Genomic DNA, 15,152 nt, shown 5'->3' with positions numbered 1-15,152 from the left:
GAGGATTTCTTCGTGTCCAACACGCCCAAGGTGTCCAACACGCCCAAGCCCGCGAGCCTGTCCCGCACCGCCTATGCGGGCATGTTCGGCCCGACCAAGGGCGACCGCATCCGGCTCGCCGATACCTGCCTGGTGATCGAGGTCGAGCAGGACCACACCCGCTACGGCGAGGAGGTGAAGTTCGGCGGCGGCAAGGTCATCCGCGACGGCATGGGCCAGGCGCAGGCCAGCAACGCCGCCGGCGCCGTCGACACGGTGATCACCAACGCGGTCGTGCTGGACCATTGGGGCATCGTGAAATGCGACGTCGGCCTCAAGGGCGGGCGCATCGCGGCGCTCGGCAAGGCCGGCAACCCGGACATCCAGGACGGCGTCAGCATCGTGGTCGGGCCCGGCACCGAGGTGATCGCGGGCGAGGGCAAGATCCTCACCGCCGGCGGCTTCGACAGCCACATCCACTACATCTGCCCGCAGCAGATCGACGAGGCGCTGAATTCCGGCGTCACCACCATGCTGGGCGGCGGCACCGGCCCGGCCCACGGCACCTTCGCCACCACCTGCACCCCCGGCCCCTGGCACATCGCCCGGATGATCGAGGCGGCGGATGCCTTCCCGATGAACCTCGCCTTCGCGGGCAAGGGCAACGCCTCGCGGCCGGAGAGCCTGGAGGAGATGGTCCGGGCCGGCGCCTGCGCGCTCAAGCTGCACGAGGATTGGGGCACCACCCCCGCCGCCATCGATTGCTGCCTCTCCGTGGCGGACGCCCACGACGTGCAGGTGATGATCCACACCGACACGCTCAACGAATCGGGCTTCGTCGAGGACACGATCGCGGCCTTCAAGGGCCGCACCATCCACGCCTTCCACACCGAGGGGGCGGGCGGCGGGCACGCGCCGGACATCATCAAGGTGGCGGGGCTGCCGAACGTGCTGCCCTCCTCCACCAACCCGACCCGGCCCTACACGAAGAACACCATCGACGAGCATCTCGACATGCTGATGGTGTGCCATCACCTGTCGCCGTCGATCCCCGAGGATCTCGCCTTCGCGGAGAGCCGCATCCGCAAGGAGACGATCGCCGCCGAGGACATCCTGCACGATCTCGGCGCGCTCTCGATCATGTCCTCGGACAGCCAGGCGATGGGCCGGGTCGGCGAGGTGGTGATCCGCACGTGGCAGACCGCCGACAAGATGAAGCGCCAGCGCGGGGCCCTGCCGGGGGACGCGAGCGGCAACGACAACCTGCGCGCCCGGCGCTACGTGGCCAAGTACACGATCAACCCGGCGATCGCGCACGGCGTGTCGCGGCACATCGGCTCGATCGAGCCGGGCAAGCTCGCGGATCTGGTGCTGTGGTCGCCCGCCTTCTTCGGCGTGAAGCCGGATCTCGTGATCAAGGGCGGCGCCATCGCGACGGCCCCGATGGGCGATCCCAACGCCTCGATCCCGACGCCGCAGCCGGTGCATTACCGGCCGATGTTCGGCGCCTTCGGGCGGGTGCCCGCCAGCACCTCCGTCACCTTCGTGTCGAAGGCGGCGATCGAGGCGGGGCTCGCCCAGCAGTTGCGGGTGCAGAAGGACCTCGTCGCCGTCGAGAACGTGCGCGGCGGCATCGGCAAGCGCAGCATGATCCTCAACGACGCGACGCCGGTGATCGAGGTCGATCCCGAGACCTACGACGTGCGGGCGGATGGCGAGCTGCTGGTCTGCGAGCCGGCCGAGGTCGTGCCGATGGCGCAGCGGTACTTCCTGTTCTGACGCGGCGCGCCGCGAACGGAGCTACCGCGCCACCGTCCCCGTCTCCGAGGCCGCCTGCCGCTCGGGCTCGTCCCGGCGGATCCCGACCCGCTGCCCCTGGCGCAGCAGCTCGATATGCGAGGCCGCGATCCGGGTCCCGGGCTTCAGCCCCTTGAGGATCGCCGTGCGCTCGCCGAAGGGCTCGCCGGTCTCGACGGGGGTCATGGCCACCGTGCCGTCCTCGCGCAGGGCCCAGACGATGCGCTGATCGAGCTGCGCCGAGAGCGCGACGGTCGGAACCAGGAGCGTCTCCGCGTCGCCGATCTCGACCCGCGTGCGCACGAACTCGCCCGGCAGGTAGCGCTCGTCGGCATTGGCCAGCCGGGCCCGGACCAGCCGGCGGGCGGTGCGCGGGTCGAAGCGGTTGTCGAGGCGATCGATCTCCGCCCGGCGCGCCGTCTGGCCGTCGAGGACCGAGAGGGAGGCGCGGCCCTTCGACAAGGCCGTGCGCACCGCCTCCGAATCCTCGGCCGAGAGCGCGACCTGCACCTCGATCGGGTCGACCTGCACCACGCTCACGAGCTGCGTCGTGTTCTCGGTGACGAGATCGCCGACATTGACGTCCGACAGGCTGGAACGCCCGTCGAAGGGGGCCCGGATCACCGCGAATTCGAGGTTGAGCTTCTGGCGTGCGATCGCGGCCTCCGCCTCCTGCACCCGGCTCTCGGCCACGGCGCGGTTGCTCTCCAGCTGCTGGAAGCGCTGCTCTGAGGCGAAGCCCTTCTCGGCCAAGGGCTCGGTGCGCTGCACCTCGGCCTCCGCGAAGGAGAGCTGGGCCCTGGCCTGGGCGCGCTGCGCCTCGGCGGTGCGCAACGCCACCTCGAAGGGCCGCGGGTCGATCCGGAACAGCACCTGCCCGGCCTTGACGTGGCCGCCCGGCTCGAAGGGCCGCTCCACCACCACGCCGGTGACGCGGGGCTGGAGCGCCGCGTCGTTGTTCGAGACGATCACGCCCGTGTAGCTGAAGGCGATCGGCACCCGCTCGGTCTCGGCGGTGGCAGGGCGCACGGCGAAGGCGGGCTTGCCCTCCGCGCGGGAAGCCGGCGCCGGGACGCCCGCCCAGCGGGCGAGGGAATCCGGCAGGGCTGCCCGCACCCGCTCCGGCAGGAGCGCGCCACCCGGCAAGGGACGGCCCGACCAGACCCAGAGGCCGGTCCCCGCCGCCCCGAGGCCGAGCACGACCAGCCCGGCACGAAGCCATGCACGCAAGAGAGGACTCCCCGAGGAGAATTGAGGCTCCGGCGCCGCGCCGGGCGCCCGGATCCGACCCCAGGGGAACTCTCGATCGGCGAAAGCGTTGCACCGAACGTTTCGCCGTCACGTCAATTGTGCGCGAACCATAGCCGCCGAGCCGGGATCCGGATGTTCGCCTTCTTCGTCGACCGTCCGGTTCTCGCCGGCGTGATCTCCGTGCTGATCACGCTGATCGGGGCCGTCGCGGGGCTGGCGCTGCCGATCGCGCAGTTCCCCGAGATCGCGCCGCCGATCATCAACGTGCAGGCGACCTATCCGGGCGCCACCGCCCAGCAGGCCTACGAGGCGATCGCGATCCCGCTGGAGCAGGAGATCAACGGCGCCCAGCAGCTCATCTACATCAACTCGACCAGCAACGCGGATGGCAGCGTCAACCTCGATGCCACCTTCGAGGTCGGCTCCGACCTCAACGCGGCCGCCGCCGAGGTGCTGACCCGGGCCCAGCGCGCCGAGGCCCGCCTGCCCGAGGCGGTGCGCGCCCAGGGGCTGGAGATCACGAAAAGCTCGCGCCAGCGGCTCGGCAACGTGGTGCTCTACAGCGAGACCGGCACCTACGACGAACTCTTCCTGTCGAACTGGGCCGAGACCCAGGTCATCAAGCCTTTGCGCCGGGTCAAGGGCATGGGGCGCATCGTCAACTTCTCGAACATGCGCTACGCGATGCGCATCTGGCTCGATCCGGCCCGGATGGAGGCCCTGGCCCTGAGCCCGAGCGCCGTCACGGCGGCGATCGAGGCCCAGAACGCGCAGATCACGGTCGGCTCCCTCGGCAAGGAGCCGGTGGAGAAGTCCCCCGCCTTCGAATTGCAGATCGTCACCAAGGGCCGGCTCACCGAGCCGAAGGAATTCGCCGACATCGTGCTGCGGGCGAACCCGGACGGCTCGGTGGTGCGCATCCGCGACGTCGGCCGGGTCGAACTCGGCTCCGAGCAGTACGGCAGCCGCTCGACCTTCGACAACAAGCCCGCCGCCTCGCTCGGCCTCTACCAGAGCCCGGAGGCCAACGCCGTCGAGGTGATGCAGGGCGTCCACGCCACCATGGCCGACCTCGCCAAGCGCTTCCCCCCGGGCCTGAAGTCCCGCATCGCCCTCGACCGCACCGACTTCGTGCGCGCGGCGATCCGCGAGGTCTACAAGACGCTGTTCGAGGCGGTGATCCTCGTCATCGTGGTCACCTACGTCTTCCTCCAGAACTGGCGCGCGACGCTGATCCCGGCCATCGCGGTGCCGGTGGCGCTGGTGGGCACCTTCGGCCCGATGGCGGCTTTGGGCTTCTCGCTCAACACGCTGAGCCTGCTCGGCCTCGTCCTCGCGGTGGGCCTCGTCGTGGACGACGCCATCATCGTGGTCGAGAACACCGAGCGCCTGATGCAGGAGGGGCGCGCGCCGCGCGAGGCCGCCCGGGAGGCGGTGAACGAGGTGGCCGGGCCGGTCATCGCCACCACGCTCGTGCTCGCCGCCCTGTTCGTGCCGGTGGCCTTCATCCCGGGGCTGACGGGGCAGCTCTACAACCAGTTCGCGCTCACCATCGCGATCTCGGTGCTGATCTCGGCCGTGGTGTCGCTCACCCTGACGCCGGCCCTCTGCGCGCTGCTGCTGAAGCCCGGGCACGGGGAGGATGCGAGCCGCTGGCGCGCGCCCCTGCGCTGGTTCAACCGCGGGCTGGGACGCGCCGCGGAGGCCACCGCCCGCTCGACCGGGCGCCTGTCGCGGCACCTCGTGGTCACCGGCCTCGTCTTCCTCGGCTTCGCCGGCCTCACCGCCTGGATGATGGTGCAGCGCCCGACCGGCTTCGTGCCGCAGGAGGATCAGGGCTACTTCTTCGCGGATATCGCCATGCCGAAGGGCGCCTCGGTCTCGCGCACCGCCGATCTCGTGCGCAAGGTCGGCGAGGCGGCCCTGGAGCAGCCCGCCGTCTCCAACACGATCGGCGTCGCCGGGCGCGGCATCCTCGCCGACGTGACCGCGCCCTTCTACGGCTTCCAGATCCCGACCCTGAAGCCGTGGGAGGCGCGCGAGGACACGGTGACCGACGTGGTCGCCCGCCTGCGCGCCCGGTTCAGGAACCACCCGGACGGGGTGCTGCGCATCGTCGATCCCTCGCCGCTGCCCGGCCTCGGCACCCGCGGCGGCCTCACCCTCGAATTGCAGGACCGCAGCGGCGAGGGCGGCCTGCGCCTCGCCCGCGCCGCGGACGCCTTCATCGAGAAGCTGAAGGGCCTGCCCGAGATCGGCGACGCCACCGCGACGACGAGCTACGGCGTGCCGCAGCTGCGACTCGACATCGACCGGGCCAAGGCCGAGCAGCTCGGCGTGAGCCTCCAGAGCCTGTTCGACGCGCTCGGCACCTATGTGGGCTCGTCCTTCGTCAACCTCTTCAACAAGTTCGGCTTCGTCTACCAGGTCTACGTGCAGAGCGAGTCGCAGGGGCGGCGCACCCTCGACGACCTGTCGCGCCTCACCGTGCCGAACAGCCGCGGCGAGCCGGTGCAGGTCGGCTCGCTCGTCACCGCGCATTTCGTGAGCGGGCCGACCGCGGTCCTGTCCTACAACACCTACCCGGCGATCGAGATCGCGGTGGACACCGCCGAATCGGCGAGTTCGGGCGCGGCCATCGCGGCGGTGGAGCGGCTCGCGGGCGAGGCCCTGCCCACCGACTACGCCGTGGAATGGACCGAGGTCGCCTATCAGGAGAAGATCGCGGGCGGCTACGCGCCGCTGATCTTCGGGCTCGGCGTGGTGATGATCGTGCTGCTCCTCGCCGGTCAGTACGAGAGCCTGACGCTGCCCTTCGTGGTGGTGCTCGGCACGCCGCTGGCGGTGTTCGGGGCGGTGGGGGGCCTCGCCCTGCGCGACCTGCCCCTCGACGTGTTCGGGCAGATCGGCCTCCTTCTCCTCGTCGGGCTGGCGGCCAAGAACGCCATCCTCCTCGTCGCCTTCGCCCAGGAGAAGCGCGCGGCGGGCGAGGACGCGCTCCAGGCGGCGCAGGACGCGGTGCGGCTGCGCATCCGGCCGATCCTGATGACCTCCTTCGCCTTCATCCTCGGGGCGGTGCCGCTCGCCGTCGCGAGCGGGGCGGGGGCGAATGCCCGCATCTCCATCGGCACGGTGGTGATCGGCGGGCTCGTGGTGGCGACGATCCTCACCCTGTTCGTCACGCCGGTCTTCTACGTCGCGGCCGAGCGGCTGGGCTGGAGGCGGCGGGAGCCGGCCCCCGCCCCGCAACCCGCCGAATGACTCGGCCCCGCGAAAAGACCAGCCGAACGATGAACCGTCATCTTCCGCAGCGACAATGGCCGGGCAAGCCCCGCCGGGATGCGACACCGCGAGTGGTGGACTATGCGATGTTCGGTCTCATCGTTCCCTTACGGCCGCGTTTTGGACGAAAGTGCGGGGGATTTAAGTCGTGGGTCGCGGGCCGGCGGCAATCTCTGTATGGTCCGGCCAGTCCGTGATCGACAAGGAGGCGAGGCGTTGAGCTCGGCCGCAGGTCTGTCGAACCAATCCGCATTGACCGCCTGTGACCGGGAGCCGATCCACATCCTCGGCTCGATCCAGCCGCACGGCTTCCTCCTGGCCGCGCAGGGGCCGGACCTGCGCATCGTGCAGGCGAGCGCGAACGTGCCCGGCCGATCCGGATGGACGGCCGCCGACCTTCCGGGCCAGCCCCTCGGCGCCGCGTTCCCGGAGCTGATCGAGCCGGTGGCGGCGGGCCTCGCGGCGCATCCCGACCGGGATGGCGCCCGCTACCTGCGCACGCTGACCCTCGACACGGCGGCGGGACGCGCGACCTACGACCTCGCCCTGCACCGCTCGGACGGGCTCACGGTGCTCGAACTGGAGGAGGTGACGGACGCGGCCGGCATGAATGCCAGCCTCGACGCGCTGCATCCCCGCCTCACCGCCTTCGTGGAGGGCCTGCACGGAGCCGGTTCGGTGGCGGAGCTGTGCCGGCTCCTCGCCCGCGACATCCGTCACATCACCGCATTCGACCGCGCCCTCGTCTACCGGTTCGACCGGGACTGGAACGGCACGGTCGTGGCGGAGGACGGCAACGGCGTCCTGCCCTCCTATCTCGACCTGCGCTTTCCCGCCTCCGACATCCCGGCCCAGGCCCGCGAACTCTACCGGCGCAACCGCCTGCGCATCATCCCGGATGCGGGCTACACCCCGGTCCCGATCCGCCCGGCCCTCACCCCCGCAAGCGGGCGGCCCCTCGATCTCAGCCAGTCGATCCTGCGCAGCGTCTCGCCGGTCCATGTCGAGTACATGCGCAACATGGGCACCATGGCCTCGATGTCGGTGTCGATCCTGGTCGACGGGGCGCTCTGGGGCCTGATCTCCTGCCACAACAAGACGCCGCGCCGGGTGCCGCTCCAGGCCCGGAACGCCTGCGACTTCCTCACGCGCATCTTCGCCCTCCAGCTCGCCGCCAAGGAGCGCGGCGCGGCGGCCGAGCAGCGCCTGCGCCTCGGCGCGGTGGGCGCGCGCCTGCTCGCCGCGATGACGGAGGCGGGCTTCCCCGACGGGCTCGTGGGCAACCCCGACGACGTGCTGGCGCTCACCGGGGCGGACGGCGCGGCCTTCGTCACGGAGGAGCAGTGCCACCTCGTCGGCCGGACGCCGAGCGAGGCGGAGGTCCGCGGCCTCTACGGGTGGCTCGGCGCGCAGGGCGGCAGCCGGGACCTCTTCGCCACGGAGGCGCTCGGCGAACTCTACCCGCCCGGGCAGGCCTTCGCGGACCGGGCGAGCGGCGTCCTGGCGGTCTCGATCTCGCAGACATACGCGAGCTACCTGATGTGGTTCAGGCCGGAGGTGGTGGAGACCGTGCGCTGGGGCGGCGACCCCACCAAGACCGCCACCCGGGATGCCGGGGACGGCACCGTGCGGCTCCATCCGCGCCGCTCCTTCGAGACCTGGAAGGAGACGGTGGCGGGCCGCGCGCTGCCCTGGAGCGGGCCGGAGGCGGATGCGGCCAAGGACCTGCGGGCGGCCGTGCTCGGCATCGTGCTGCGGCGGGCTGAGGAACTCGCCGCCATGAACGAGGAGCTGCGGCGCTCCAACAAGGAGCTCGAAGCCTTCTCCTACTCGGTGAGCCACGACCTGCGCGCCCCCTTCCGGCACATCGTCGGCTACTCGGAGCTGCTGCGCTCGCGGGAGGGCGACCGCCTGTCCGAGAAGGGGCGCCGCTACGTCGACACCATCATCGAGGCGGCCTTCTCGGCCGGCACCCTGGTCGACAACCTGCTCACCTTCTCGCAGATGGGCCGCAACGCCCTCAACCGCGTCTCGGGCGACATGAACCTCCTCGTCGAGGAGGTGCGCCGCAAGGTGATGCGCGACGTGCCGCCCGAGCGCACGATCCGCTGGCAGGTGGGGTCGCTCGGCCGGATCCACGGCGACCCGGTGATGCTGCGGCTCGTGGTGGAGAACCTGCTGTCGAACGCCGTGAAGTACACGCGCGACCGGACCGAGGCCGTGATCGAGGTGGGCCGCGAGCCCGATCAGGACGGCGAGGCGGTCTTCTTCGTCCGCGACAACGGCGTGGGCTTCGACATGGCTTACGTGAACAAGCTGTTCGGGGTGTTCCAGCGCCTGCACCGCGTCGAGGAGTTCGAGGGAACCGGGATCGGCCTCGCGAATGTCCGGCGCATCGTCGAGCGGCACGGCGGGCGCACCTGGGCCAACGGCGTCCTGAACGAGGGCGCCACCTTCCATTTCACGCTCCCCACCCGCGCGGAGACCCGGCACCGTGGCTGACCTGAAGCCGATCCTCCTCGTGGAGGACAATCCGAACGACATCGAACTCACCCTCGCCGCGCTGGAGAAGAGTCAGCTCGCCAACGAGATCGTGATTTGCCGCGACGGGGCCGAGGCCCTCGACTATCTCCGCCGGCGCGGCCGCTACGAGGACCGGGATTCCCGCGACCCGGCGGTGGTGCTCCTCGACTTGAAGCTGCCGAAGGTGGACGGGCTGGAGGTGCTGGCCGCCGTGAAGGGGGATCCGAACCTGCGGCTCGTGCCCATCGTGATGCTGACCTCGTCCCGGGAAGAGACGGACCTCGTGCGTTCCTACGAACTCGGGGTGAACGCCTTCGTGGTCAAGCCCGTGGGTTTCAAGGAATTCTTCGACGCGATCCAGGATCTCGGCGTGTTCTGGGCCGTGCTCAACGAGCCCCCGCCGCACAAAGGAGGCTGGCCATCGAACGCCTGATGGACGATCCGGCCCACCGCGGCGGCCCGCCGCTGCGGATCCTCCTCCTGGAGGACAGCGACCTCGACGCCGAACTTCTCGGCGTCGTTCTGGACGATGCCGGCATCCCCTACGCGATCGAGCGGGTGATGACGCGCGACGGCTTCGCGGCGGCCGCGGCCCGGCGGGCGAGCGACCTGATCCTCGCGGACTACGTGCTGCCGGCCTTCGACGGCCTGAGCGCGCTTGCCATCGCCCGCGAGGCCTGCCCCGACACGCCCTTCGTGTTCGTCTCCGGCACGCTGGGCGAGGAGGTGGCCGTCGAGGCGCTCAAGAACGGCGCCACCGACTACGTCACCAAGCAGCGCCTCGACCGGTTGCCCCGGGTGCTGGTGCGGGCCTTCTCGGAGATGCGCGCCCAGGCCCAGCGGCGCACCGCCGAGCAGGCCCTGCGCGAACTCAACGAGACGCTGGAGGCGCGCGTCGCCGCGCGCACGCGCGAACTCGCCGAGACCAACGCGGCGCTCACGAGCCAGATCGCCGAGCGCGTGCGGGCCGAGGAGGCCCTGCGGCAGGCCCAGCGGCTGGAAGCGATCGGCCAGCTCACCAGCGGGGTCGCCCACGACTTCAACAACCTCCTCACGGTGATCGCCGGCAACATCGAGCTCATGGAGCCGGCCATCACCGACGAGCGCAACCGGCGCCGCCTCACGATGATGCGGGGAGCCGCCGAGCGCGGGGCGCGGCTCACCTCGCAGCTCCTCGCCTTCTCGCGCCGCCAGCGGCTCGAACCGACTCCGGTGCAGCTCAACCTCACGGTCGCGGCGATGCGCGACCTCCTGCAGAGTTCGATCGGCGGCGCGGTGCGCATCGAGATGACGCTGCAACCCGACCTGTGGCCGGCGCTGGTCGATGCCACCCAGATCGAACTCGTGATCCTGAACCTGTGCATCAACGCGCGCGACGCGATGCCGGTGGGCGGGGGTCTCACCATCGAGACGGCGAATGTGCGGCTGCTGGACGAGCCGGTTCGCCCCGAGGAGCCGCCGCCGGGCGACTACGTGATGGTCGCGGTCTGCGACACCGGCTCGGGCATCCCGCCGGAGGTGCTCGCCCGCGTGTTCGAGCCCTTCTTCACCACGAAGGAGGTCGGCAAGGGCTCCGGCCTCGGGCTCGCCCAGGTCTACGGCTTCGCCAAGCAGTCGGGCGGCGGCGTGCGGATCGACACCCGGCTCGGCGAGGGCACCTCGGTGAAGGTGTATCTGCCGCGGGCGGCGGCTCTGGGCCTCGCCGACACGAGCGCCGCGCCCTTGCCCGAACCGGAGATCCACCGGGCCGGGCGCCGGCCGGTCCTGCTCGTCGTCGACGACGACAGCGCCGTGCGGGAGGTCACCGCCGCCAAGCTCGCCGCGGCGGGCTACGGGATCCGCGAGGCCGGCTCGGGCCTGTCCGCCCTCCAGCACCTGGAGCGCGACGCGACCATCGACGGGGTGATCCTCGACTTCGCCATGCCGGGGATGAACGGCGCCGAGGTGGCCGCCGAGATCCGCCGCCGCTGGCCCGGCCTGCCGATCCTGTTCGTCACCGGCTTCGCGGATACCGAGGCCCTGAAGACTCTGGGCCGGATCGGCGAGGATCGCATCGTGCAGAAGCCGTTCCGCGACGGCGAGCTCGAGCGGAAGGTCGCCGGGATGGCGGCCCAGCCGGCCCCCGGCCTGCGGCTCGTCGCGATGCAGGGCCAGGCGACCTGACGAGGCCCGCATCTCCCGCGGGCTTTTCGGCCGACTTGCGGGATGACTTGCGGGATCACTTGCCGGATCACTTGGACCGGCCCGGTCGCTCATCGTTCGGGGCCGCGGGCCGGGCCTTTCCGAAGACCCCGGTGAAACGCAGGGTGATCACCGATCATCCGACGAGCAGGACGACGAATCATCATGAAGATCAGCGCGCGCAACGTCCTCAGGGGCAAGGTGGTCTCGGTCGAGAAGGGCGCCACCACGGCGCACGTGAAGATCGAGATCGCTCCGGGCCAGATCGTGACCGCCTCGATCACCAACGAATCCGTCGACGGCCTGAAGCTGACGGTGGGCGGCGACGCCTACGCGGTGGTGAAGTCGTCCGACGTGATGGTGGCGGTGGACTGATACGGTTTCCGGAAGATCACTTTCGGAAACCGTATCACGAGCCCGCGCGGCGCCTGAGCGAGGCCGGTTTCCGCATCGCGAAGCGATCATCCGGAAACCGTATGATCCGTCGGGCTCCGCGGCCGGCCCCCGTTCCGGCCGCGGAGCCCGACCTCACTCCGGCAGCGCGAAGACCGTGAGCGTTCCGCCCGGTGCCGTGTAGTGCGACAGGGCCGCGTAGCCGCCGACCGCGCCCGAGCCGTCCTGCGGGTCCGTGAGCCCCGCCGCCAGCCCGATGCCGGCCCAGCCGCCGATCCCGGACAGCACCGCCACGTATTGCCGCCCGCGATGCAGGTAGGTGGTGACGTTGCCGACGATGCCCGACGGCGTCTTGAAGCGGTAGAGTTCCCGGCCGGTCCGGGCGTCCACCGCCTTCAGGTAGCCCTCGAGGGTGCCGTAGAACACGATCCCGCCCGCCGTCGCGAGCGCCCCCGACCAGACCGAGAACGGCTCCGGGATCGACCACGCGATCCGCCCCTTCGTCCCGTCCCAGGCGATGAAGGCGCCGGTGCGGTCGCTGCCCGCGGGCGGGCGCAGGGTCAGCGTCGCGCCGACATAGGGCTGGCCCGGCACGTAGGAGACGTGGAAGGGCTCGTAATCCATGCACATGTGGTTCGTCGGCACGTAGAACAGGCGCGTCTGCGGCGAGTAGGCCGCGGGCTGCTGGTTCTTGGCGCCGAGAGCCCCGGGGCAGATGCCCGTCGTGGTCTCGTCCTCGCCGGCCGTCTCGGGGGCGAAGCGCGGATCGACCTCCGGCCGGCCATAGGCGGGCGAGCCCGGATCCATCACGATCCGGCGGGCCCAGTTCACGCTCGGATCGAACTTCTCCGCCACCAGCAAGTCGCCGGTCGCCCGGTCGAGGGTGTAGCCGAAGCCGTTGCGGTCGAAATGGGTGAGCAGCTTGCGCGGCCGCCCGTCGATGTCCTGATCGGTCAGGATCATCTCGTTGACGCCGTCGTAGTCCCACTGGTCGTGAGGCGTCATCTGGTAGACCCAGCGCGCCATGCCGGTGTCGATGTCGCGGGCGACGATCGCCATGGCCCAGCGGTTGTCGCCGGGGCGCTGCGCCGGATTCCAGGTCGAGGGGTTGCCGGTGCCGTAATAGACGAGGCTGAGGTCGGGATCGGTGGAGAACCAGCCCCAGCTGCAGCCCCCGCCGATGCGCCACTGGTCGCCCTCCCAGCTGCGCAGGGAGGAATCCCGGCCGATCGGGCGCCCGAGTTCCGTGGTCCGGTCCGGATCGACCAGCATCTCGGCATCGGGGCCCGTCGCGTAGGCGCGCCAGACCTGCCGGCCCGTCGCCTGGTCGTAGGCGGTGACGTGGCAGCGGGCGCCGTATTCGCCCCCCGAGATCCCCACGATCAGCTTGTCCTTCACCGGCAGCACCGTCGCGGTGTTGGTCTCGCCGCGGGCGGGATCGCCGTTCTTGACCGCCCACAGCTCGCGGCCGCTCGCGAGGTCGAGGGCCACCACCGTGGTGTCGGCGGTCTGCAGGAACAGCCGGCCGTCGGCATAGGCCGGGCCGCGCCAGACCGTGTCGCAGCACATCACCGGGATCACGTCCGCCGCCTGGCGCGGCGCGTAGCGCCAGAGCACCCGGCCGTCATGGTCGAGATCGAGGGCGGTGACGATGTTCGGGAAGGGCGTGTGCACCACCATCACGCTGCCGATCACGAGGGGCGCCCCCTCGTGGCCGCGCAGCACGCCCGTCGAGAAGGTCCAGGCCACCCGCAGCCGGCCGACATTGCCGGCATCGATCCGGTCGAGCGGGACGTAGCGCGTGTTCGCCGCGTCGATCGTCTGCAGGACCGGCCCGGCCGGGGGATCGTCCGCGCGGGCCGGCAGCGCGGCGGCCAGCAGGGCGGCGGGGAGGGAGGCGAGAACGAGAGGTCTGATCACGCGGCGAACTCTATGACGGCGAGGCGCCCGCGCGACGGTCCCGGTCCACCTCGGAAGGCCCGTTCTGAGCGCCGGCCGGCCAACCCGCGGCTTGAAGCACGCCCGATCCGGCCCCGCAATCCGTCCGGCGCTCGGCAGATTTGCGCTGGATCAAGGCGCGCCCGGGGGCGCGATGCATCCTCCGCGGAGCGGGAGCGGGTCTCCCGAGGGGAGACCGCGATGCTGGTGGATTCGGGCTCGTGCGAGGCATCCGGGGCTGCCTGCGGCCATCGGCGGCCCCGCAGCAGCTGCGCCGATTGCGCGGTGCGGCCGATCAGCGTCTGCTCGGTGCTCGGCCGCGAGGAACTCTCCGTCCTGGAGGCCCTCGGCCAGCATCTGACCCTCGGCAGGCGGCAGATCCTGTACGGCCAGGACGAGCCGGCCGACGCCGTGTTCACCGTCATCGCGGGGGCGCTGCGGCTGTCGCGCCTGCTCGCCGATGGGCGGCGGCAGGTGATGGGCTTCGCGCTGCCCGGCGACTTCCTCGGGCTCGCCCTCGAGGACCGGTGGTCGGCCTCCGCCGAGGTGCTCAGCCCCGCGAAGGTCTGCCGGTTCGAGCGCCGGGCCTTCGGCGCGCTCACCGCGGACAAGCCCCACCTGCTGATGAGCCTGCGCGAGCGGACCGCCTCCGCGCTGACGCTCGCGCAGGATCAGATGCTCCTCCTCGGCCGGCGCACGGCGGAGGAGCGGGTGGCGCATTTCCTCGTCGGGCTGCGGGAGCGCTATGCCCGCACGGGGCACGGCTCCGTCACCGTCGAGCTGCCGATGGGCCGCCAGGACATGGCGGACTATCTCGGCCTCACCATCGAGACCGTGAGCCGGATGCTGACCCGGCTCGACCGGGAGCGCACCATCCTGATCGTGCCCGGCGGCGTGCGGCTGCTCGACCCCGCCCGCCTGGAGGCCCTCGCGGCCGGCTGACCCATTCAGCCCCGGGAGGCCCGGCCGGTCCTTGATCCAGCGCAAGGACGGACACCGGCCGGGCGGCGGCGCTCAGAACTTGTAGGTGATGCCCGCGCCCACGATCCAGGGATCGATGTCGACCCGGCCGCGGATCGCCCCGGCGTTGAGCTTCACGGTCGTGTCGAGGAAGACCTTCTTCACGTCGACGTTCACGCCCCAATGCGCGTCGAGCATGTAGTCGAAGCCGAACTGGACGGCCGGCGCGACGCTGTTCGAGAGACGGAAGCCGGTGAAGCCGGCGCGCTCCTGCTCGCCGAAGAACACCGAGTAGTTCACGCCCGCACCGATATAGGGCTTGAAGGGTCCGAAATCGGTGAAGTGGTACTGGAGCGTCAGGGTCGGGGGCAGGATCCAAGTGCTGCCGATCCGGGTGCCGGCGAGAGCGCCTGCGCCCCGGATGCCGTGCCGGGTGACGCCCAGGATCAGCTCGGCGGCGATGTTCCGGGTGAAGAAGTAGGAGATGTCGAGTTCGGGGATCGCCGAATCGGTGATGGCGATCCCGGCCCCCGTGAGCGGAGTCCCGCCCGCCGAGAGGCGCGCGCCCGGCTCCGGCACCACGGCGAGGGCGCGCAGCCGCAGCATCCAGGGCGACCAGAGGGCGAGGTCCGGGGCCGGAGCCGGCTTCGCGACGGGGAGGTCGGCGGAGCGGGCCGCCAGGGGGCCGAGGGCGAGGGACACGGCCGCGGCCGCGGCGAGGAGGACGATCCGCTGGGACATGGGACGGTGATTTCCTGATCGAGGTCGGCCGGCGCGCGAGGAGGCGCCGGAGAGGGATCTGTCCCTACGGCAGGTTCCCTGTCCTTGATCCGGATCAAACAGCCACG

The 15,152-nt window shown here is 71.1% G+C and carries 10 protein-coding genes; 7 read left to right on the top strand and 3 right to left on the bottom strand.

The genetic code is table 11. The features are described from left to right. Nucleotides 1-30 precede the first annotated feature (30 nt). Entirely contained in the window at nucleotides 31-1,758 is a 1,728-nt protein-coding gene (gene ureC / locus ACE101_RS17855) for an urease subunit alpha (protein WP_379138770.1), read from the top strand. Between the two features lie 21 nt (nucleotides 1,759-1,779). On the opposite strand, the gene ACE101_RS17850 is transcribed toward ureC, so the two are convergent. Beyond that, nucleotides 1,780-3,006, bottom strand: coding sequence for an efflux RND transporter periplasmic adaptor subunit (locus ACE101_RS17850; protein WP_379132107.1), 1,227 nt, complete (start codon nucleotides 3,004-3,006; stop codon nucleotides 1,780-1,782). A gap of 153 nt (nucleotides 3,007-3,159) precedes the next feature. Between ACE101_RS17850 and ACE101_RS17845 the strand changes: the two genes are divergently transcribed. The 5 genes from ACE101_RS17845 to ACE101_RS17825 all read left to right on the top strand — a co-directional run bounded on the left by ACE101_RS17845 (nucleotide 3,160) and on the right by ACE101_RS17825 (nucleotide 11,388). Further along, nucleotides 3,160-6,288, top strand: a complete 3,129-nt coding sequence (locus ACE101_RS17845) for an efflux RND transporter permease subunit (RefSeq protein ID WP_379132104.1) — start codon at nucleotides 3,160-3,162, stop codon at nucleotides 6,286-6,288. A 237-nt stretch (nucleotides 6,289-6,525) separates the two neighbouring features. Beyond that, the gene (locus ACE101_RS17840) at nucleotides 6,526-8,811 is read left to right on the top strand and encodes an ATP-binding protein (RefSeq protein ID WP_379132101.1); all 2,286 of its coding nucleotides are present in this window, start codon (nucleotides 6,526-6,528) and stop codon (nucleotides 8,809-8,811) included. Further along, nucleotides 8,804-9,265, top strand: a complete 462-nt coding sequence (locus ACE101_RS17835) for a response regulator (protein ID WP_379132099.1) — start codon at nucleotides 8,804-8,806, stop codon at nucleotides 9,263-9,265. Before ACE101_RS17840 ends, ACE101_RS17835 begins: the two co-directional genes overlap by 8 nt. Next, nucleotides 9,265-10,995 carry a response regulator gene (locus ACE101_RS17830; RefSeq protein WP_379132096.1) on the top strand — a complete coding sequence of 577 codons (1,731 nt, stop codon included), beginning with the start codon at nucleotides 9,265-9,267 and terminating at the stop codon, nucleotides 10,993-10,995. The genes ACE101_RS17835 and ACE101_RS17830 overlap by 1 nt, the downstream gene beginning before the upstream one ends. A gap of 183 nt (nucleotides 10,996-11,178) precedes the next feature. Then, complete coding sequence (locus ACE101_RS17825; RefSeq protein WP_379132093.1) at nucleotides 11,179-11,388, top strand: TOBE domain-containing protein; 210 nt, start codon at nucleotides 11,179-11,181, stop codon at nucleotides 11,386-11,388. 153 nt (nucleotides 11,389-11,541) lie between these two features. On the opposite strand, the gene ACE101_RS17820 is transcribed toward ACE101_RS17825, so the two are convergent. Then, nucleotides 11,542-13,323 (bottom strand): methanol/ethanol family PQQ-dependent dehydrogenase, encoded by a 1,782-nt coding sequence (locus ACE101_RS17820; RefSeq protein WP_379138768.1) that lies wholly within the window; start codon nucleotides 13,321-13,323, stop codon nucleotides 11,542-11,544. 222 nt (nucleotides 13,324-13,545) lie between these two features. Between ACE101_RS17820 and ACE101_RS17815 the strand changes: the two genes are divergently transcribed. Then, on the top strand, nucleotides 13,546-14,286 hold the full coding sequence (locus tag ACE101_RS17815; protein WP_379132090.1) for a helix-turn-helix domain-containing protein: 741 nt from the start codon (nucleotides 13,546-13,548) through the stop codon (nucleotides 14,284-14,286). 72 nt (nucleotides 14,287-14,358) lie between these two features. Here the strand turns inward: ACE101_RS17815 and ACE101_RS17810 are convergent, their stop codons facing one another. Next, complete coding sequence (locus ACE101_RS17810) at nucleotides 14,359-15,045, bottom strand: OmpW/AlkL family protein (protein ID WP_379132087.1); 687 nt, start codon at nucleotides 15,043-15,045, stop codon at nucleotides 14,359-14,361. Nucleotides 15,046-15,152: the final 107 nt, after the last annotated feature.

This window comes from Methylobacterium carpenticola (assembly GCF_042748905.1).
Lineage (GTDB): Bacteria > Pseudomonadota > Alphaproteobacteria > Rhizobiales > Beijerinckiaceae > Methylobacterium > Methylobacterium carpenticola.
Note: the sequence above shows the minus strand (reverse complement) of the source record. Positions and strands in the feature narration are given on the sequence as shown.

Coding starts and splice junctions, on each gene's coding strand:
- ACE101_RS17845 (WP_379132104.1), top strand. CDS start 3,160: ATGTTCGCCTTCTTCGTCGACCGTCCGGTTCTCGCCGGCGTGATCTCC.
- ACE101_RS17830 (WP_379132096.1), top strand. CDS start 9,265: ATGGACGATCCGGCCCACCGCGGCGGCCCGCCGCTGCGGATCCTCCTC.
- ACE101_RS17825 (WP_379132093.1), top strand. CDS start 11,179: ATGAAGATCAGCGCGCGCAACGTCCTCAGGGGCAAGGTGGTCTCGGTC.
- ACE101_RS17815 (WP_379132090.1), top strand. CDS start 13,546: ATGCTGGTGGATTCGGGCTCGTGCGAGGCATCCGGGGCTGCCTGCGGC.
- ACE101_RS17810 (WP_379132087.1), bottom strand. CDS start 15,045: ATGTCCCAGCGGATCGTCCTCCTCGCCGCGGCCGCGGCCGTGTCCCTC.